This is a genomic window from Pseudomonas viridiflava (assembly GCF_900184295.1).
GTDB classification, from domain to species: domain Bacteria; phylum Pseudomonadota; class Gammaproteobacteria; order Pseudomonadales; family Pseudomonadaceae; genus Aquipseudomonas; species Aquipseudomonas viridiflava.
The window spans coordinates 5,242,338-5,261,589 of the sequence record NZ_LT855380.1; the positions used below are offsets into that span (position 1 = coordinate 5,242,338).

Sequence of the window (19,252 nt, forward strand, 5' to 3'; positions counted from 1 at the left end):
AAACAAGAGAGCCTTCCTGCTGGAAGGCTCTCTTATCAAGCCTGAACCACTCAGGCTCCTTGTTCAGGCTTAAGCAGATTGTTCCGCGTGTTTCTGCACCACGTGATCAGATGAAAGTTTGCTCTCTCTGCTCAGTTCCTTACCATCCCCGAAGAAGATCACGGTCGGCGCCGCTTAACGCTATATTCCTTGACGGTTTTACTGCAGTCGTCCATCGGGACACGAACCATTACAACGCTTCCTCCGAACTCTTCAGGTGTAGCAAGCTTGTCGATGATCAGCCCCATACGGGCACTCTGATTATCGTAGCCACCCTCATCCTTGCCGGGCCTGCTGAATTCAGCCAGCAACAGGGGTGGTTTCTTGGAGAGTTCATTCTGAAAGCTGTTATCGCTGACGATGATGACGCTCATGGCATTATTCCTTTCATGCGCTGCAATCCATGGCACAGCGGCTACTCAAGAGTGGCTCTAGCGCTCTATTCGGCCAAAGAAAGTTTCTTTTGCCTGGAGTATTCCAAGTGCCTGTAGCGCGTCATTGATAGCGTCCAGCATGCCTATATCCTCTGGGGTCGCGTTGCCCATCAGGGCTCTGCGCAACGCCAGCAATACATCAAGCTTTCCATAGGAAATATCGTCAAGCTGTGTATTTTTCTTGTCGATGATATTTTGTGCGGCGGCATTGATCCGTTGGTTAACCAGATCAAGAAAATCTGCTTCTTTCATCACAATGCTCCCTATGTTCTCAAGGGCAAATTCAGGTCAACAGCTCGTCAATCACCTGCATCATTCTCTCTTGGGTCTGCAACCCCACAAGATCCCTGCTCTTCTGGCCTTTGCTGATAAACACCATCGTCGGACCATGATTAATGGCGTAGGCGTTTGAGGTAGTGGGGTTCTGCGTATCCTTCAGATCCGAATTCAGTTTGATCTCGACTCTGCAAAATACGACTTTACCTGCGTACTTCGTGTCCAGCTCGTCAATCACCGCATCCATCTTGCCACTGGCATTGAGAACGGAAGGATCTCGCTTGGTTGTCTTGTCTACGGTCGAAAACTCGACCACCACCAACTTCTCCTGACTAGCGTCGATAACGCTCTTCTGAAAGGTTGAATCTGAAACCATTTCTACGCTCATGCTCCGGACCTCCATCCACGTAATCCGTCGCACCACCTTAGGGCGTCACAAAAACAGCGTCTACTGACAGAAATGTCAGTCAACGCTCTGTTTGTTGCGCACTGTAAAGGCGGTAAGATGCGCCATCTCCGTCACGCTCCCCCAGCAAGGTAACCGGCCATGCGCCTTTCCGAATTCATCGTTCTCCACGTGGATCGCATCGTCGATGAATGGGAAAACTTCGCCAGAACACTGAAACCCGCTGCAGACACCATGAACACCGCAGAGCTGCGTGATCATGCCCAGTCGATTCTGCTGGCGGCTGCGCGGGATATGAAGACCGCCCAGAGCAAGAGCGAAGAGATCGCCAAGGCCCGTGGTAAGGAGTTGAACAAGACGCCGAGCCTGGATGAAGCAGCGACCAGTCATGGTGAACTGCGCCATGAAGTCGGGTTTGATCTGGTGCAGATGACTTCGGAGTTCAGGCATCTACGCGCCAGTGTCATTCGCCTGTGGGTGGACAGCCTGACCACGCCGCAACTGGCTGATTTTCGCGACGTGATCCGCTTCAACGAAGCCATCGACGAAGCATTGGCCGAATCCACTGCGGCTTATGCCGAACGTGTGGCGCGCTCGCGGGACATCTTTCTGGCAATTCTCGGCCATGACCTGCGCGCACCGCTTCAGGCAGTCAGCATGTCCACCGAGCTGCTGGCCCGCAAACTGGTCATGGACGAAAAGACCCAGGGCTACATCTCGCGTATCAAAACCAGCACGCGGCATATGGGCACGATGGTCGGCGACCTCCTCGAGTTCGTTCGCAGCCGCCTGGGCGCCAGCCTGCCGGTAGAGCGCAAGTTCATGGACCTGGCGGGCGCCTGTCGTGAAGCTATCGAAGAAGCGTGCGCCGGACACCCGAATTCGGCGCCCGTGCTTACGATTGAAGGTGAGACGCAGGGACACTGGGACAGCGGACGGATCAGTCAGATGTTGCAGAACCTGATCGGCAACGCCTTGCAGCACGGCGCCGCCAGCCATGAAATCACGGTGCGGGTCATCGGCGGGCCGGATACGGTAGAGCTGGTGGTTCACAACGAGGGCAAGCCGATTGCCGAAGACGCCATCGGCACGATTTTCGACCCGCTGGTACGCAGTTCCGAAGAAAACAGCGAAAGCCGCACCACCTCGACCAGCCTGGGGCTGGGTCTGTTCATCGTCAAGGAAGTGGTCAACGCCCACAGCGGCAGCATTACCGTAACCTCGACCATCGGCGACGGCACCACCTTCACCGTGGTGCTGCCCAGGAACTGAGGGTTGCGAAGACTGGCTGATGATCGTGCCCACGCGGAGGCACGATCATGACTCGATCAATTACCCCACTGAGCCCTTGGGTCAAATGACGAGCTGTCCGCCAGCTTCTGCCACAGCGCCCGACTGGCATCGTCGATGTGCTTTGGCATCACGATCTTGATCTGGGCATACAGGTCGCCGCGCTCGCCCGCCTTGCTCATCAGGCCGTTGCCCTTGATACGCAGGCGTTGACCGTTCTGGCTGTCGGGGCGGATGGTCAGGTTGATCCGGCCTGTCAGCGTGGGAACGGCGACCTTGGCGCCCAGCGCAGCTTCCCAGGGTGCGAGTGGAACGGTAATGACCAGATCATGACCTTCCACCTCGAACATCGGGTGCGGCGCCAGGCGGATGATCAGGTACATGTCACCATTCGCACCACCGGCTATTCCCGGCGCACCCTGGCCCTTGAGACGAATGCGCTCGCCGTCCACGACGCCTGCGGGAATCTTCACGTTCAGGGTCTTGGTGATGTCGCTCATGCGCTGCCCGTTGGGGCTGTGCTGCGGCACCTTGAAACTGACCTGCTTGGATTCGGCCGACAGCGTCTCTTCCAGAAAGACGGCCAGTTCCATTTCCACATCCTGCCCCTTGCGACCCGGATTGCGGCTGCGGCCGCCCGGCTGGGCACGCCCGCCGAAAATGGAACTGAAGAACTCGGAAAAATCCGCCGTCTCCTCGCCAAATCCGCCCGCACCGGCTCGGCTCTGCCAGCCCGGCGGGGTCTGGAACGGCCGACCCTGACGCCCATACTTGCGCAGCTCGTCATACTCGGCGCGCTTGTCGGGGCTGCTGAGAACTTCGTAAGCCTCGGACGCTTCCTTGAATTTGTCCTCAGCCCCGGCCTCTTTACTGACGTCGGGGTGATACTTGCGCGCCAACTTGCGATAGGCCGTCTTGATCGCCTTGTCGTCTGCAGTCGGTTCGACATCCAGTATCTTGTAGTAGTCTTTGAAATCCATCTAACAATCACCCATCCAATTATCCAGCGCAGCCAGATGCGCTGGTATAACACGCCCAGCCTCCTCGTGTTCGAGGCACCTGAAAGACTTCACATCGAAAAAACAGCCCGGTAGCACGCCCTGTCTTCTGGCCGTCAGGTGTTCGACAACCTGGTCTACCGAGAATCCCATCAAGATTGGGGGTGATGGTCCCGAGTTCAAGCCCCGGGCGCAAATACCGATAACCCGGAATAAGCGACGCATCGCCCTACGCAATTGCTGCGCACTGACATAAACTGCGCGGCCGTTTTTTGACTGGAACGTAAAAGACATGAATGACCAATCCCCGGCCCGTGCCTGCGGCATCGATTTCGGCACGTCCAATTCCACTGTCGGCTGGCAACGGCCAGGTGTGGAATCGTTGATCGCGCTGGAGGACGACAAGATCACCCTGCCCTCGGTGGTGTTCTTCAACATGGAAGAGCGTCGCCCGGTCTATGGCCGCCTGGCGCTTCACGAATACCTGGAAGGCTACGAAGGCCGCCTGATGCGCTCGCTCAAGAGCCTGCTGGGTTCCAAGCTGATCAAGCACGACACCAGCGTGCTCGGCACGGCGATGCCGTTCAAGGACCTGCTGGCCCTGTTTATCGGCGAGCTGAAAAAACGCGCTGAAAAGACCGCCGGACGCGAGTTCGAACAGGTGGTGCTGGGCCGCCCGGTGCACTTTGTTGATGACGACGCCATGGCCGATCAGGAAGCCGAAGACACACTGGCCGAAGTCGCCCGCAAGATTGGCTTCAAGGACGTGTCGTTCCAGTTCGAACCCATTGCTGCAGCGTTCGACTACGAGTCCACCATCACCCAGGAAGAACTGGTACTGATCGTCGACATCGGTGGTGGTACCTCCGACTTCTCGCTGGTACGCCTGTCTCCCGAGCGGCGTGAACATGAAGATCGTCAGGACGACATCCTGGCCACCGGCGGCGTGCACATTGGCGGTACCGACTTCGACAAGCAGTTGAGCCTGCAGGGCGTGATGCCGCTGTTCGGCTACGGCAGCCGCATGAAAAGCGGCGCGTACATGCCCACCAGTCACCACATCAACCTGGCGACCTGGCACACCATCAACGCCGTGTACTCGCAGAAGTCCCAGCTCGCACTGGGCAGCATGCGTTACGACATCGAAGACACCGGCGGCATCGACCGGCTGTTCAAGCTGATCGAACAACGCGCCGGGCACTGGCTGGCCATGGAAGTGGAAGAGACCAAGATCCAGCTGACCCAGACCGATACCCGTCACTTGCTGATGGACCGTATCGAACCGGGATTGAGCGTGGACCTGGGTCGGGCGATGTTCGAGGCGGTAATCGATGCGCAGCTTGAGCGGGTCCGCAACAGCGTGACTCAACTGCTGAGTCAGGCAGGCGTGGGCGTCGAGCAGGTCAACACGGTGTTCTTTACCGGCGGCTCAAGCGGCATTCCTGCGCTGCGTAACAGCGTATCGGCGATGCTGCCGAATGCACGTCACGTGGAAGGCAACATCTTCGGCAGCATCGGCAGCGGGCTGGCGATTGAAGCGAAGAAGCGTTACGGCTGAAGCGGGCCGATGATCATGCCCACGCTCCGCGTCACGTCTTCAAGCGGACGCGGAGCGTCCTGAGAGGCGTTACCACGCTGGAGCGTGGGAACGATCAGCGTGAGGTTGACGATCGTGCCCATGCTCCGCGTGCGTATGCAGCCCGTGACGCTCTGCGTCACATTCAAGAGCGGACGCAGAGTGTGCGGATGATCCTGGACCGCCCTTAAACCAGCCCTTCCTTCTGCAACTCACTCTTCAGGTACGCGTAGTAAATAGGTCCTGCCACCACGCCCGGCAGGCCGAACGCGGCTTCGAACAACAGCATCGCCAGCAGCAGCTCCCACGATTTGGCGTTGATCTGCCCGCCCACGATCCGCGCGTTCAGGAAGTATTCCACCTTGTGGATCACGATCAGGTAACCCAACGCCGCCAGTGCGACCCAGATCGAGATCGACATGCCGACGATGAAGATCAGCGTGTTGGACATCAGGTTACCCACGACAGGCAACAGCCCGAGCAGGAAGGTCATGATGATCAGGGTCTTGGTCAGCGGCAGGTGAATCCCGCACAACGGCAGAACGACAGCCAGGAACACCGAGGTGAACGCCGTGTTGAGCAGTGAAATCTTGATCTGGGCAAAAACGATATTGCGAAACGCGCGGCTGACCAGATAAAGCCGGTCGAACAGTGCCGAGGCCAGCGGCTTGCGGGTGTGAACATCGGAAATCCGCTGCAGGGCAATGATCGCGCCTAGCACCATGCCGATGAGCATGGTCACGAACATGTGTGCAGCGCCCTTGCCGATCAGTTGCAGCTCGCCGATATGTTTCTGCAACCACTGGAACAGCGAAACCTGAAACTCGGCCGCACTGGCGGGCAGGTAGGAATCAATGAACGGCGGAAGCTGACCACGGGCGCGATCCACCAGGATCATGAACTTGTCCAGCGATGCGCCAGGGTTCTCGGCCTCATGCAGCACGAAGCTGATGGCGCCGGCGAAGATCAGGGTCAGCAGACTGACAATGATGGTCCCCAACAGCGCAACAGCCAGCCACCTGGCACGTTCGCCAGAGATGAGCTTTTGCAGTTTGGGGGTCAGCATGTTGACCAGTTCGAAGACCAGCAGCCCCGCCAGCAGACTCGGCAGCAGTTTGAAGGGCAATACCAACAGCAGACCGCCGAACACGAGAATCCAGCTGGCTATTAATACCTGACGCGCAGAAAACGTTGGCATAGACCCTCAAAGGGCAGCACGAAGAGGTGGGCAGTCTGCCAGCGTTCGCAGCCGAGAACCAGTCATCCGCAAGCGGGAAACAGGACGGCGCGAACATCTATTCGATGACCGGACTGACAACGACGCGCAAGTGCAGCGTTTACTGCACTTACGCTGCCTACCCCAGGCGAGGCGAGGGGCTGAAAAATTATTTCTTCTTGAGACAATCGCTCATGAACGTCTTGCGGGCGTCGCCCTTGAGCGCCTGAGTGGAAGCCGTCGCGTTGCAGGTCTTCATCTTTTCCTGCTGAGTGGCCGCCGGAGCAGGCGTGGCTTTCAGGCACGTGCTCATGAACGCCTTGCGCTCATCACCCTTGAGTGACTTGGCACTGGCGTCGGCGTTGCAGGTGGTCATCTTGTTCTGCTGCGCCGTCGCGGCAAAACCCTGGGCGGAACACATCAGGCCAACGAGCAACAAAGCAATACCGGGTATCTTCATCGTTCGACTCTCCAGATCCGCTGTACCGGTCGGCACAGACTGAAGTCAGTGTAGCCAAGATGTTGCAAAATATGAGCAATCATCAGGCGCACCGATTGGCATTCATTTGAAACAGGTGGATAGTTGCGCCTCGTTCACCTGTCGGCTTTCCCATGCAATACGCGTTTCCACTTCTGACCATCTTCATCTGGTCCGTCAACACCGTCATCACCAAGGCGGCGTCCGAAGTCATCTTCCCGTCCGAAATCGGGTTCTACCGCTGGCTGCTAGCGGGGCTGCTGTTCACACCATTCATGCTCCTGCCGGTGTGGAGAAATCGTGTGGCGATCAGGCCGTTGCTGGGCAAGATCGTCGTTCTGGGTGCGCTGGGCATGGCGGTTTATCAAAGCCTCGCGTACTTTGCCGCAGGCATGACCACGGCCACCAACATGGGGATCATTCAGTCACTTGTACCGGTGATGGCGCTGGGGCTGTCCATCGCCTGCCTGGGCACACGACTGACCTGGGGCGCGCTGCTCGGCGCAGTCATTTCTTTCGCGGGTGTGATAGTGGTGGTCGCCGCTGGCAACCTCACAGGGCTCATCGAGCAAGGGATGAATCGGGGCGATGCCATCGTGCTGTTCGCCGCTGCAGCCTACGCGCTGTACAGCATGCTGTTGAAAAAATGGCAGTTGCGCCTGCCTCCGCTGCACTTGTTGTACATGCAGATTCTGGTGGCGATCGTGGTGCTGTTTCCGCTGTTCATCCTGTCGCCTAGAACCGGCCTGAATGCGAGCAATAGTGCGCTGGTGCTATACGCCGCCATTCCCACCTCGATGTTGGCACCCTGGTTGTGGATGACCTCGATCATGCGCCTGGGGCCGAGCCGCACCACGCTGTTCTTCAACCTGATGCCAATCGCCACGGCATTGATTGCCGCCGTGGCGCTTGACGAACAGCTGGCGCTTTATCACCTGTACGGCGGCGCGCTGACCCTGTGCGGAGTGATCCTCGCGGAACGTTGGAAGACCCCGCTACAACTCAGAAAAGGCTAGGCCGTCGCGCTGCCCTCACCGCCCTCCACACTGTGGATCGACACGTCCGTGATACCAGCAGCGTGGGGCATGCCGCCTTCCGGAAGGTCATCCAGCTCTACGTCGTGTTTCAGCGCCAGTTCATGCACGATTTCAATGATCGGCACGTCCAGGTTCTCGATGACATCCACATGGTGCTCACCCAGCAGGGTGTACTCGATTTCATACAGTTCTTTATCGCCCATCGCATCACTTCCTGGCCGTCATCTTCGAGCGGCTGATTACGAATTACTGCCTGATTGAGTTAAAGGCCGGCAGCCTTGAGGCGCGCGGCGTGTTCCATGAACAGGCGTACAGGATCTGCGCCTTTGCCCACCAGCCCGAAGGTCTGGTTGACGATGTCAAAATGGTCGAGCGGAAAGTCATCCCCGATGACCGTGCCCAGGTGCGAACTGAAACGCCCGACCATGCCATCAGATTGACCTCGCTCTTTCCTGAACGTGCGAGCGAATATTCGACAGGTCACGTTGGTGCCATCAATCAGGTTGCGTCCGCGATTGGTCACGCCCGGCTTGAGGATCCCTGACCAGGAGTAATAGCGCACGCCATCGACCAGTTCTTCGCCGTTCTCGCCCCATACTTCGGGCAAACCCTGGGGATACTGCCTGTTGAACAGCGCAACGCCGGTGGTGGTGAGGGACTGATGCGAGGCGGTGATGTCCATCGGCAGCTTTGGCCCGCGATAGCCGGTTTCGAACGCAACAATCGTCCAGGCCAGCAGGCCGATCACCGCATTGACGACGCGCCCGCCCAACGTCCCAGGCGGAAAGTGCCGTTCCAGATAATCCGCCAGCTCCGACCCATAGTTGGGACCGGCCACGGAGGTGACCGAGGCGACCAGATCGGGGCGCCTGGCTGCCACGTAACGTACGGTCAGCGCTCCCTGGCTGTGGCCGATCAGGTTGACCTTGGCCACTCCGGTCTCCCGAACCGTCTGCTCGATGACCTTGAGCAACTGCTCACCGCGTATCTCGGTCGAATTGACCCCGGACACCATGACCGGTATGACTGTCGCTCCGCCGCGTTCAAGCGCTTTCACGATGCCGAACCAGTAGGGATACACCACTAACCGCACAAACCCTAACAAGCCTGGTACCAGCAACAATGGATAACGCGTCGCCTGTTCTTGCGCCATGTTGATCTCCTTGTGCTGAAACGAGTTGATTAAGCCTTTTCAACCTTAGCGGTGTTTTTTTGAGAAGGCAGAACAACATGACCACCAGAGGTACTGCCTAATCGCCATCTTTTTTTCGAACTCTTGCGCCCTTCCCTTGCTCCAAGCTGCAACGGGCCAAGACCGGCTCTGACATGTGGAGCAATAAAGATGTACAACAAAATCCTCGCAGCAACCTTTGCACTGGCGGCATTGGCTGGCTGCAGCAGCACAACCGTGCAGAACCCGGTGGACTACGTCACCTACCGCAACGAACCACTGGTCAAGCAGGTCGAGAACGGCATGACCCGCCAGCAGGTCCTGACCATCGGCGGTGAGCCGTCGTCGACCATTGATCGCAAGGTCAATACCGGCACTTGCAACAACTACGTGATGGCCAAAGACGGCCACAAACAGGTCTACCACGTCAGCTTCAACAGCGACGGTCGCGTAACCAACAAAGGTTTCATGACGTGCGAACAGCGCGAAGCGAACGAACGCGCGATGTAATACCGATCTGAAACGAAAAAGCCCGATGCGTGATGCATCGGGCTTTTTTATGGACGTTATTTGTACAAACGTCAGAACACCAGCTTGAACAACGCAATCACCACGATCAGGCCGATCAGGAAAATGATGCCGACGGTGCTTCCCAGAAACTTGAGCATGTGAATCTCCACGATTGAATAGGTCTCAAGATTGGGACCGCAGGGGCGCGCGCTCGTTTCTTATATTTTTTACGCGTTCAGCAAAGCGTGAAACCTGAAAAATCCGATAAAACTTTCTCGCCGTTCATCACTCACAACCCTTGATGATCTTGCCGGGCAACACACAGAGCGAGACACACAAAACCTGATGAACCTGGAGATAACCCATGATTTCTGCACCACAGCTATCCGATGTAAGCAGCTTGCGCCAGCGTGCGCGCCAGAACGTTGAGAATGGTGCGGTCACTGAAGGCTACAACGCTGACCGTGAGACGGTCCTGCGCCTGCTCAATGAGTCGCTGGCCACTGAACTGGTCTGCGTACTGCGCTACAAGCGTCACTACTACATGGCGACCGGCCTGAAGGCCAGCGTTGCGGCTTCCGAGTTCCTGGAGCACGCGCAGCAGGAAGCCGAGCACGCCGACAAGCTGGCCGAGCGTATCGTGCAACTCGGCGGAGAGCCTGAGTTCAACCCCGACACCTTGTCGAAGAACTCCCACGCACAGTACGTGGCAGGCAACACGCTCAAGGAAATGGTTTACGAAGACCTGGTTGCCGAGCGCATTGCGGTCGATAGCTACCGTGAAATCATCCAGTACATCGGTGACACCGACCCGACTACCCGTCGCATCTTCGAAGAAATCCTCGCGCAGGAAGAAGAGCACGCCGACGACATGGCGGACATCCTGAACGACCTGTGATTCGGGACTGAAAGCAAAAGCCAGGATAGTTATCCTGGCTTTTTTATGGGCGTTTGTTTGTTCGCTGCGGAGCGTGAGGACCGATCACTGATCGTACCCATGCCGCGTGGGTATGCAGTCCGTGACGCTCTGCGTCACCTCACGGCCGGACGCGGAGCGTCCTGAGAGGCGTTACCACGCTGGAGCGTGGGAACGATCATCGCAGGGTTGACGATCGTGCCCATGCTCCGCATGGGTATGCAGCCCTTGACGCTCTGCGTCACATCACGGTCGGACGCCGAGCGTCCTGAGAGGCGTTATCACGCAGAGCGTGAGAATGATCAGCACAGGGTTAACGATAAAGCCTGGTGCAGACGCTTACTTGACGGTCTTCGGCGCTTTACCTGAGCGCATCTGCTCGAGCAACGGACCACACTGGTTCGGCTCACTGTCGCCCGTCGCGACCAGCGCCAGCAGCCCTGCCGCTGGCCCGATCGTTGCGCCCAGCAGGACCATCCCTGCGCCACGCAGCAGCAGCGGACCGGACTGCACGCCCGCGTTGGGCCGGGCGAACGGGCCGTTGACGTACAGCGGCGAGCGCAGGGAGAACACGCGAAAGCCTTTGGACTCTGGGTTGATCTGCAGGTCCAGTTGCTCGGTCTTCATGTTGGCCGTGCCGCTGATGTAGATGATCGCATTCTCGGTATCGAAGACGAACAGCCGACTGGTCGCCAGACCGTCCTTGATGCCGAAATCGGACGCAGCGCAGTTGATCTTCACGTCCTTGTCGCCGAACAGTTTGCCGACCACGTAGTTGCCCACGTTGAGCCCGGCGATTTCCATCAGGCCACGGCTGATCGCGCCGTCGTTGACCAGCATCTTCATTTCGCCATTGGCCGTGCCGAGCAGCGCCGCAATCGAGTTGCCGCGCCCGGTGATATCCGCATCGCCGTTCAGCTCACCAAAGCTGGTCTTCATCGGCTCGAACGTCGGGAACAATTGCTTGAGTTTGAAGTTACGTGCCGACAGCTTCGCCCGGCCCAGCAGCGGTTTGTCACGTCCATCAAGACGAATGTCCGCGTCCAGCTTGCCGCCTGCCACGCCGAAGCGCAGTGGCTCCAGACTGAGCTGGCCGTCGTTCAGAATCAGATGCGTATAAAGGTCGGTGAACGGCAGGTCCGGACTCTGGACGATGCGCTTGCCAGTGAACTCGACGTCCGCATCCATCGCGCGCCAACGGTCGGTCTGGAACTCCTCGACCGGCAGCACCTTGCCCGAAGGCTGCTTGCTCTCACCGCCACGCTTTTTCTGCGCCGCGTTGGAGTCGGCACCGATGAGCGGCGCCAGATCACTGAACAACAGTTGATCGGACACCAAAACACCCGTCAGCTTGGGCCGTGGCTGGCTGGCGACATAGCCCAGATCACCATGGATATCGCTTTTACCGATCTTGCCGTTGAATTTCTCGTAACTGAAACTGGCGCCCGCCGGGTCATGCAATTTGGCGATCAGGCGACCATCCGTTGAATAGGCGGGCGAGTCTGGCAGCGTGACACCTGTGAGCGGGTAAAGATTGCTCAGGCTGGCACCCGACAGTTTCAGGCGCAGGTCCAGCGCACCGAGGTTCTGCGGGTCGGTCACCGTGCCGGCGATCACCACATGGGTATCGCCCACCTTCAAATCGGCCTGCACCGGAAATGGCTGGTTGGCGTCTTTCAACGCCAGCAGGCCACCGATCTTGCCGGTGCCGTTGAGTTGCTGGCCGTGGTACTGACCTTTGACGGCCAGACCAAACGCGTAGTCCTGAGGCACGGCGCCCTTGTCCTGAGCCTTCTTCGCTTCCTTGCTGCCGACGATTTCACCAAACGGAATCGGCTTGCCGAGCATGTCGATCACCACGTCCAACTGGGTGTTCAGGGTCTGATCGTTGAAGCCCACCAGGCCCTTGTCGAACTTGATGGCACCGATGTCCACTTCCCATTTGGTCGGCTCGGCATTGGGGTCGGATTTGGGCAGGTCGAACACCCAGTTGGCACGACCGTCGGCCAGACGCTCCAGCTTCGCTTCAGGTCCGGTCAGGTCAATGCGCGGAATGACCACGTGCTGCGCCAGCAGTGGCAGCAGCGACAGGCGAAATTCCACCTGCTTGAGCGTGACCATCTGCGGCTGTTTCGACCACTCCGGGTTGCCCAGCGTCAGGTCTTCGGCCACGAAATGCGGTGAAGGCACCCACGCGCGCCAGCCACCCAATTCAGGCTCGCGTGACCAGCGCACGTCCAGGTTGCCGTTGATGGCGAACGGGCGATGCAGCGCTTCGCTGACTTTTTCATTGAGGGTGGGTTTGATGCGGTTCCAGTCGAAAGTGACAATCACAATGACCAACACGGCCAGCACCACCAGCAAAGTGGCACCTGTCCACGCGAAAATCCTACGGCTGCGCGTCATGCATGACTCTCCAGAAAACAGCGCCCCTGCCTTGGTGCACTGAATACGACATGCCCGTTCGACTGACAAAAACGTCGAGGGTTTGATCGGCTTGGGCAAATAAGCCAACAGCCTTTAAAAGACCACCGGCAGGACTCAATCATTTTGGTTGATTCCCACCATCATCTTTATGAACTTCTTTACACACAGGCCCGGCGTCATAGTGCACGCCTACACCATCTTCCGCTCTTTCGAGGAGCACAGCCATGAAACCCCATCTATTACTCAGCCTGTTTCTGTCCATCTTCGCCGCCAATGCCTTCGCCGCCCCGGAGCAGGATCGTGAGCAGCGTCTGGCTGAAAACGGTCCTGATCGTCTGGTGCAGCAATATCAGCGAGTCTGATCACGCCGGCCATTTGAAAAAAGCCTTTCGACGCAGGCAAAGCGCATTTGTTAAAGTGCGACGCAGTGTTTATCCAGAATCGTTTGAGCCATGCTGCCCCGCGCCGAACAGAAACAACAGACCCGAAGAGCCCTGCTGGACGCCGCCCACCAGTTGATGGAGAGCGGACGCGGTTTCGGCAGCCTCAGCCTGCGGGAAGTCGCCCGTACGGCAGGCATTGTGCCGACCGGTTTCTATCGTCACTTCGAAGACATGGACCAGTTGGGTCTGGTGCTGGTCAGCGAAGTCGGTCAGACCTTTCGTGAAACCATCCGCCTGGTGCGGCACAACGAATTCGCCATGGGCGGGCTGATTCGTGCGTCGGTAAAGATCTTTCTGGAACGTGTGGCCGCCAACCGCTCGCAGTTCCTGTTTCTGGCGCGGGAACAGTACGGCGGCTCGCTCAAGGTTCGTCAGGCACTGGGCGCACTGCGCGAAGGCATCAGCGCCGACCTGACCGCCGACCTGGCCAAAATGCCCAAGTGGAAGCATCTGAATGCCGAATCGCTGTCGATCATCGCCGACCTTGTCGTCAAAAGCGTTTTCGCCATGCTACCCGAACTGATCGACCCTCCGCCCGCTTCGCTCGCACCGCACCTTACGCCACAAGCCAAGATTACCCAGCAGCTGCGCTTCATCTTCATCGGCGCACGGCACTGGCGCGGTCTGGGCAGTCATGAGTGATCAATTAGCGTCTGAGAATGATCGTTCCTCACTCTCCGCGTGGGAATGCCTCTCAGGACGCCCTGCGTCCCGGCGTACTTGCCGAAACGCATATGGCCAGAGCTGTCACCCCACTCGATTGCACCAATTTGAATCACTCACCCTTTAACGCACCAAAAACGCACACGACCTTCAATCGATAATCCCGTTCCGTCAGCCATTTCCCACTCCCTGCACTGTTGGCAAGCCCCTTGCTCTGCTTTGAGGCATCGCAATTGGCTGGAAGCTATCTGATGCTGGTGATTCACAACCGAATCGAACCTCAGGCCGAATGGGCCGCCGAGTTGCACTTGAATTTCGAGGCGCGCAGCAAGAGCCGTCTGCGCTGCTTCAGTGCAGAAAACGAAGACGTGGGGCTGTTCCTGCAACGCGGACAATCGCCCCTGCGCGATGGCGAGTTTCTCCAGGCCGAAGACGGTCGCATCGTGCGCGTCTGCGCCCGCCCCGAAAAACTGATGCACGTGACCTGCAGCAGCACTTTCGAACTGACCCGCGCGGCCTATCACCTGGGCAATCGCCACGTGGCCCTGCAAGTCGGCGACGGTTGGCTACGACTGCTCGACGACTACGTACTCAAGGCCATGCTCGATCAACTGGGTGCGACCACCGAAACCATCGAAGCGCCGTTCCAGCCGGAACATGGTGCCTATGGCGGCGGGCACCACCATTCACGCGCTGGCGAAGAGGATTTCAATTATCCCCCTCGCCTGCACCAGTTCGGCGTGCGCACGTGAACAGCGCCTGGGCGCTTTTGCGCCTGGCCAGTCCGCAGTTGCCGATTGGCGGCTACAGCTATTCCCAGGGTCTGGAGATGGCGGTGGAACAGTCCATCGTGACCAATCCACCGACAGCCGCTCGCTGGATCGGCGATCAGTTGTTGCTCAACCTGGCGCGCTTTGAAGCGCCGCTCCTGCTGGCGCACTGCCAGGCGGCGGCGGACGAAGACTGGGGGCAATTGCTGCAGCTCAGCGAGCAACATCGCGCCAGCCGGGAAACCCGCGAACTGCATCTGGAAAGCCGGCAGATGGGTTATTCCCTGCAACAGCTGCTCAACGGCCTGCCGGAGCTGGACCGCTGCGCGCGGGGCTTTCTGGAACAGATAACCGAGCCGCATCTGGCACTGGGCTGGGCGCTGGCCGCCCGCGCTTGGCAGATCAGCCCGCAGGATGCGCTGGCTGCCTGGCTCTGGAGCTGGCTGGAAAACCAGCTGGCAGTGCTGATGAAGACACTGCCGCTCGGCCAGCAGGCTGCACAGCGCCTGACCAGCGAGCTGCTGCCGCTGTTGCAGCAGGCGCAGGCCAATGCCACTGAACAGGATATCCGCCATTACGGCAGTGCGGCCTTTGGCCTGTCACTGGCGAGCATGGCCCACGAACGTCAATACAGCCGGTTATTCCGGTCCTGATAAGTACCTCTGGAGAACTCAATGAACAGCCAACCCCTGCGCGTCGGCATTGGTGGCCCGGTCGGCTCCGGCAAGACGGCCCTGACCCTGGCTCTGTGTCTGGCGTTGCGTGACCGCTATAACCTCGCGGTCGTGACCAACGATATCTACACCCGCGAAGACGCCGACTTTCTGGTGCGTAACGAGGCACTGGCGCCCGAGCGCATCATCGGCGTGGAGACCGGCGGCTGCCCGCATACCGCTATTCGCGAAGACGCCTCGATCAATCTGGAAGCCGTTGACCAACTCAACCGCCGCTTCGAAGGTCTGGATCTGATCATCGTCGAATCCGGTGGCGACAACCTGTCCGCCACCTTCAGTCCGGAGCTGTCCGACCTGACCATCTATGTGATCGACGTGTCGGCAGGCGACAAGCTGCCACGCAAGGGCGGTCCGGGCATCTGCAAATCCGATCTGCTGGTGATCAACAAGATCGACCTCGCGCCGCTGGTAGGCGCCTCGCTGGAGATGATGGACAGCGATACCCGCCGGATGCGCGGTGAAAAACCGTTCGTCTTCAGCAACCAGAAAACCGGCCAGGGTCTTGAACAGATCATTGCCTTCATTGAACGCCAGGGCCTGCTCAACGCGGCCGCCTGATCCCACGACAAGGAAACCCTCGATGAACTACAAAAAAGTCCTCGGCGCCCTCGCCCTCCTGCTGGTCCCGACGCTGGCGCTGGCGCATCCCGGCCACGGCGACAATGGCCTGATTGCTGGTATCAGCCACCCGATTGGCGGTCTGGATCACCTGCTGGCGATGCTCGCCGTCGGTCTGTGGGCCGCACAGCAACAAGGCTCCGCACGCTGGGCTCTGCCTTGCACCTTCGTCGGCACCATGTTGATTGGTGGGGTACTAGGCTTTGAAGGTTTGAACCTGCCTGCACTGGAAAGCGGCATTGCGGCGTCGGTATTGGCGCTGGGCCTAGCCGTCGCGCTGGCCGTTCGTCCACCAGTGGCTCTTGCCGTTGCCGCGACCGCTATGTTCGCACTGTTCCACGGCGTGGCACATGGTCTTGAGCTGCCGGAGATGTCCAGCCCATGGGCCTACGCAGCAGGTTTCGTTGCCGCCACCGCAGCCCTGCACGCCGTTGGCTACGCGGTCGTTCGCGTACTGCCGCAAGCCGCAGCGCCGCTGGTGCGCCTGGCCGGTGCCGCGTCTGCCGCGACAGGCGTCTGGTTGCTGGCAGGCTGATTTTTTCCTGATCACGCCTCTACTGATCGTTCCCATGCTCCGCGTGGGAACGCCTCTCAGGACGCTCCGCGTCCGGTGTTGAGGTTGCATCACAGGCATGATCAGCAAGGCCCATCGAGACTTGCCCGGCAATCCTGCTAACATGTCGCGCATCTCGATACAGCCGCGACGACAGCCGATGCCCCATGCTTCCAGCTCCGCCCCCACGCCTGACATGACCTCGGTCTTCGCTGCCTTGCAGGCGCACTTCCTGAAGGTGATCGTGCCGCTCTGGCAAGGCCCCGGCTGGAATGCGCAACTGGCGCTGCCGTATGAAGCCCTGGATGCCAACCATCAACCGCTGCCACCCCAACGCTATCGGGCCATGGCCTGCGCGCGGCAGCTGTTTCTGTTTTCCAGCCTGATCGATCACAACGAGATACCAGACGCCGCTGTACGCGCCGGTGCACTGTTCCGCTCGTTGCAGCAGCACTTCCACGACGGCGAGCATGGCGGCTGGTTTTACAGCATCGACCCACAGGGCAAACCGCTGGACCGTCGCAAGGATCTGTACACCCACGCCTTCATCATCTTCGCCTGCGCCCATTACTGGGCGAAGTCGAAGGATCCGCTTGCGGAGTCCGTGCTCAACGCAGCGCTCAACGTCGTTGCCGAGCGCTTTGCCGACGGCAAGGGCTTGTACGAGTCGCAACTGGATGAAGACTGGTCCACGCTCGGCACAGGCCCGTTGCAGAACCCGCTGATGCACCTGGCAGAAGCCTTTCTGGCAACGCTGTCGGTGCGCGCCGACCCGGCGACGCAGGCGGCGATGGACGCGCTGGCCGTTAACATGCAGCAGCGCTTTGTGGATAAAACCACGGGCGTCATGCTCGAGAAGCCGTTGGGCGCTGTGGATAACTGGTATGAACCGGGGCATCAGTTCGAATGGTTCTTCCTGCTCGAATCGTCACCCGAGATGCACGGCAGGCCGTTGCATGACTCCATGACCCGTGCGTTCGCCCATGCGCAGGCACAGGGCGTGGATCCACAGAACGGAGCTGTCACGGCAACGTTGACGCTGGATGGCAAGGTGCAGGACAGCACCCAGCGCATCTGGGCGCAGGCTGAGTACTTGCGGGCGATGGCTTTGCGGCCGGAGTGCGAGTCAGCGCTCAGCCAGCAACTGCTCGACTTCGAACAGCGCTTCCTGCATGCGACCGGCTGGAACGAGTGTGTCGACACCGATGGCACGGTGAGCCGCAGCGACATGCCATCGACCACACCCTACCATCTGGCTACCTGCTACATCGGGCTGGCGGACTATCTGGAAAACCGCTTTGTCACGGCCTTCCCGCCGCCTACGCCCGAGAAAGACTGATCAGCCGCGATTGCGGTCGATCGCGAAGCCCGCCCAGGTCTGGCTGACCGGCATCAATTCCAGACTGTTGATGTTGACGTGGGCCGGTGTGTTCATGATCCAGAAGATCGTATCGGCAATGTCCTGCGGCTGGATCGGCTCTGCACCCGCGTAGGTCGCATCGTATTTGGCCTGATCACCGCCGAAACGTACCAGCGAGAACTCGCTTTCGCACAAACCTGGCTCCAGATTGGTGACTCGCACGCCTGTTCCGACGAGGTCATTGCGCAGGTTGAGCGAGAACTGCCCGACGAACGCCTTGGTGCCGCCATACACGTTGCCGCCCGGATACGGGTAGTTACCGGCCACCGAGCCCAGGTTGACGATGCTGGCACCGCGGCCATGTGCGATCAGGCGCGGCAGCAGCAGGCGTGTGGTGTAGACCAGGCCTTTGACGTTGGTGTCGATCATGGTGTCCCAATCATCCAGATCGCACTTGGGCGCAGGATCAATGCCCAGCGCCAGACCTGCGTTGTTGATCAGGCCCTGAATTGTGGCGAACTCTTCCGGCAGCTCGGCGATAGCGCTTTCCATGGCCGCACGGTCACGCACGTCCAGCACCAGCGTGTGAACCCTGGTCTGCTTCGACAACTCGGCGCTCAGCGCGTCCAGGCGGTCCTTGCGGCGGCCGGTCAGCACCAGCGACCAGCCAGCTTCAGCGAAACGACGCGCGCACGCCTCGCCAAACCCGGAAGTGGCGCCTGTAATGAATACGGTGGAAGTCATCTCGTTCTCCTGACATGGCGCAGCCTGTTGCTCGTTAAAGCGGCGCAGCCTGTTAATAAATAAAGCGAAAAAGGAAGCATGCCCGTCACGAATGCTCTGGATCAAGCCTGGGGATAAATCCCGCGACCAGGCCAATCAGCTGTACAAAAAACACACACCTCAAGCAAAGCCATACGCAGCAAGGCCTGCAGGCAGTTTTGCCCACGTTATCCACAGTCAGACCCACAAAATCCGGGGGCAACTCTGAAACGCTGCATCACCCGCAGACCGGGGCCTGTAGCAAGGCATGCAAAGTTTTTTCCTTGACTTTGATCAGCAGGGCAAACGAATGATGACGGTCGTGTGAACGGATGATGGCCTACAGCCCAGCATCCGTGCCGCCTACCCCACTCTTTCCAACGCTTGCCCACAGAGTTATCCACAGGTTGAACAGGCGGATAAACTGTATGAACAACCAGCCTTCAGACAGTTGACAAACGGCCCGAATGAAAGCTGAAAACCGCCTGTACGATTTTTGAACACTTCGCTGTAACCCTTATGCATAAAGGCCTGCAGCTAAATACTCCCAAGTTATTAACAGTCGGATCCACAGT

At 59.0% G+C, this 19,252-nt stretch carries 23 protein-coding genes; 12 read left to right on the plus strand and 11 right to left on the minus strand.

All coding sequences use genetic code 11. The annotated features are described in order from the left end of the window. Nucleotides 1-158: 158 nt before the first annotated feature. From CFBP1590_RS23595 to CFBP1590_RS23605, 3 genes are read right to left on the minus strand one after another with little or no spacing between them, the layout of a single operon-like run. Nucleotides 159-413, minus strand: coding sequence for a hypothetical protein (locus CFBP1590_RS23595; protein ID WP_088236035.1), 255 nt, complete (start codon nucleotides 411-413; stop codon nucleotides 159-161). Nucleotides 414-470: 57 nt separating this feature from the next. Beyond that, entirely contained in the window at nucleotides 471-725 is a 255-nt protein-coding gene (locus tag CFBP1590_RS23600) for a hypothetical protein (protein WP_058432120.1), read from the minus strand. Nucleotides 726-756: 31 nt separating this feature from the next. Continuing rightward, complete coding sequence (locus CFBP1590_RS23605; protein WP_058432119.1) at nucleotides 757-1,137, minus strand: thioredoxin family protein; 381 nt, start codon at nucleotides 1,135-1,137, stop codon at nucleotides 757-759. Between the two features lie 159 nt (nucleotides 1,138-1,296). Between CFBP1590_RS23605 and CFBP1590_RS23610 the strand changes: the two genes are divergently transcribed. Next, the gene (locus CFBP1590_RS23610) at nucleotides 1,297-2,427 is read left to right on the plus strand and encodes a sensor histidine kinase (protein ID WP_088236036.1); all 1,131 of its coding nucleotides are present in this window, start codon (nucleotides 1,297-1,299) and stop codon (nucleotides 2,425-2,427) included. 56 nt (nucleotides 2,428-2,483) lie between these two features. On the opposite strand, the gene cbpA is transcribed toward CFBP1590_RS23610, so the two are convergent. Further along, nucleotides 2,484-3,425 (minus strand): curved DNA-binding protein, encoded by a 942-nt coding sequence (gene cbpA, locus CFBP1590_RS23615; RefSeq protein WP_088236037.1) that lies wholly within the window; start codon nucleotides 3,423-3,425, stop codon nucleotides 2,484-2,486. Between the two features lie 310 nt (nucleotides 3,426-3,735). Here cbpA and CFBP1590_RS23620 point away from each other — a divergent pair, with 310 nt between their 5' ends. Beyond that, nucleotides 3,736-5,001, plus strand: a complete 1,266-nt coding sequence (locus tag CFBP1590_RS23620) for an Hsp70 family protein (protein WP_088236038.1) — start codon at nucleotides 3,736-3,738, stop codon at nucleotides 4,999-5,001. 205 nt (nucleotides 5,002-5,206) lie between these two features. On the opposite strand, the gene CFBP1590_RS23625 is transcribed toward CFBP1590_RS23620, so the two are convergent. Continuing rightward, the gene (locus CFBP1590_RS23625) at nucleotides 5,207-6,217 is read right to left on the minus strand and encodes an AI-2E family transporter (RefSeq protein WP_004887280.1); all 1,011 of its coding nucleotides are present in this window, start codon (nucleotides 6,215-6,217) and stop codon (nucleotides 5,207-5,209) included. A gap of 187 nt (nucleotides 6,218-6,404) precedes the next feature. Further along, entirely contained in the window at nucleotides 6,405-6,695 is a 291-nt protein-coding gene (locus tag CFBP1590_RS23630; RefSeq protein WP_043305328.1) for a PsiF family protein, read from the minus strand. 152 nt (nucleotides 6,696-6,847) lie between these two features. Here CFBP1590_RS23630 and CFBP1590_RS23635 point away from each other — a divergent pair, with 152 nt between their 5' ends. Next, entirely contained in the window at nucleotides 6,848-7,729 is an 882-nt protein-coding gene (locus CFBP1590_RS23635; protein WP_088236039.1) for a DMT family transporter, read from the plus strand. Here the strand turns inward: CFBP1590_RS23635 and CFBP1590_RS23640 are convergent. Together CFBP1590_RS23640 and CFBP1590_RS23645 are read right to left on the minus strand one after the other, a co-directional pair. Next, nucleotides 7,726-7,953: a hypothetical protein gene (locus CFBP1590_RS23640; RefSeq protein ID WP_025994117.1), complete on the minus strand. Its 228-nt coding sequence runs from the start codon at nucleotides 7,951-7,953 to the stop codon at nucleotides 7,726-7,728. The two genes, CFBP1590_RS23635 and CFBP1590_RS23640, sit on opposite strands and share 4 nt — an antisense overlap. Nucleotides 7,954-8,012: 59 nt before the next feature. Continuing rightward, nucleotides 8,013-8,903, minus strand: a complete 891-nt coding sequence (locus CFBP1590_RS23645) for an alpha/beta hydrolase (protein WP_088236040.1) — start codon at nucleotides 8,901-8,903, stop codon at nucleotides 8,013-8,015. Nucleotides 8,904-9,092: 189 nt separating this feature from the next. Between CFBP1590_RS23645 and osmE the strand changes: the two genes are divergently transcribed. Next, complete coding sequence (osmE, locus tag CFBP1590_RS23650) at nucleotides 9,093-9,431, plus strand: osmotically-inducible lipoprotein OsmE (protein WP_004887288.1); 339 nt, start codon at nucleotides 9,093-9,095, stop codon at nucleotides 9,429-9,431. Between the two features lie 71 nt (nucleotides 9,432-9,502). Here osmE and CFBP1590_RS28750 read toward each other — a convergent pair whose 3' ends face one another. Then, entirely contained in the window at nucleotides 9,503-9,601 is a 99-nt protein-coding gene (locus tag CFBP1590_RS28750; protein ID WP_442587048.1) for a small membrane protein YohP, read from the minus strand. A gap of 194 nt (nucleotides 9,602-9,795) precedes the next feature. Here CFBP1590_RS28750 and CFBP1590_RS23660 point away from each other — a divergent pair, with 194 nt between their 5' ends. Further along, nucleotides 9,796-10,329: a ferritin-like domain-containing protein gene (locus CFBP1590_RS23660; protein WP_004887290.1), complete on the plus strand. Its 534-nt coding sequence runs from the start codon at nucleotides 9,796-9,798 to the stop codon at nucleotides 10,327-10,329. A 357-nt stretch (nucleotides 10,330-10,686) separates the two neighbouring features. Here the strand turns inward: CFBP1590_RS23660 and CFBP1590_RS23665 are convergent, their stop codons facing one another. After that, nucleotides 10,687-12,753: an AsmA family protein gene (locus CFBP1590_RS23665; protein ID WP_088236041.1), complete on the minus strand. Its 2,067-nt coding sequence runs from the start codon at nucleotides 12,751-12,753 to the stop codon at nucleotides 10,687-10,689. Nucleotides 12,754-12,998: 245 nt separating this feature from the next. Here CFBP1590_RS23665 and CFBP1590_RS27935 point away from each other — a divergent pair, with 245 nt between their 5' ends. The 7 genes from CFBP1590_RS27935 (at nucleotide 12,999) to CFBP1590_RS23695 (ending at nucleotide 17,894) form a co-directional block, all read left to right on the plus strand. Further along, a complete protein-coding gene (locus CFBP1590_RS27935; protein ID WP_155400979.1) occupies nucleotides 12,999-13,136 on the plus strand; it encodes a hypothetical protein in 138 nt (45 codons plus the stop codon). A 90-nt stretch (nucleotides 13,137-13,226) separates the two neighbouring features. Next, entirely contained in the window at nucleotides 13,227-13,859 is a 633-nt protein-coding gene (locus CFBP1590_RS23670; RefSeq protein WP_004883632.1) for a TetR family transcriptional regulator, read from the plus strand. A 272-nt stretch (nucleotides 13,860-14,131) separates the two neighbouring features. After that, the gene (ureE, locus tag CFBP1590_RS23675; protein WP_004883631.1) at nucleotides 14,132-14,632 is read left to right on the plus strand and encodes an urease accessory protein UreE; all 501 of its coding nucleotides are present in this window, start codon (nucleotides 14,132-14,134) and stop codon (nucleotides 14,630-14,632) included. After that, nucleotides 14,629-15,303 (plus strand): urease accessory protein UreF, encoded by a 675-nt coding sequence (locus tag CFBP1590_RS23680; protein ID WP_088236042.1) that lies wholly within the window; start codon nucleotides 14,629-14,631, stop codon nucleotides 15,301-15,303. Before ureE ends, CFBP1590_RS23680 begins: the two co-directional genes overlap by 4 nt. Before the next feature lie 21 nt (nucleotides 15,304-15,324). After that, entirely contained in the window at nucleotides 15,325-15,942 is a 618-nt protein-coding gene (gene ureG / locus CFBP1590_RS23685; protein WP_003347890.1) for an urease accessory protein UreG, read from the plus strand. Between the two features lie 22 nt (nucleotides 15,943-15,964). Next, complete coding sequence (locus CFBP1590_RS23690; RefSeq protein WP_004883625.1) at nucleotides 15,965-16,537, plus strand: HupE/UreJ family protein; 573 nt, start codon at nucleotides 15,965-15,967, stop codon at nucleotides 16,535-16,537. Between the two features lie 142 nt (nucleotides 16,538-16,679). Next, complete coding sequence (locus CFBP1590_RS23695) at nucleotides 16,680-17,894, plus strand: AGE family epimerase/isomerase (protein ID WP_088236462.1); 1,215 nt, start codon at nucleotides 16,680-16,682, stop codon at nucleotides 17,892-17,894. Here the strand turns inward: CFBP1590_RS23695 and CFBP1590_RS23700 are convergent, their stop codons facing one another. Next, nucleotides 17,895-18,659, minus strand: coding sequence for an SDR family oxidoreductase (locus tag CFBP1590_RS23700; protein ID WP_043305335.1), 765 nt, complete (start codon nucleotides 18,657-18,659; stop codon nucleotides 17,895-17,897). Between the last annotated feature and the right edge of the window lie 593 nt (nucleotides 18,660-19,252).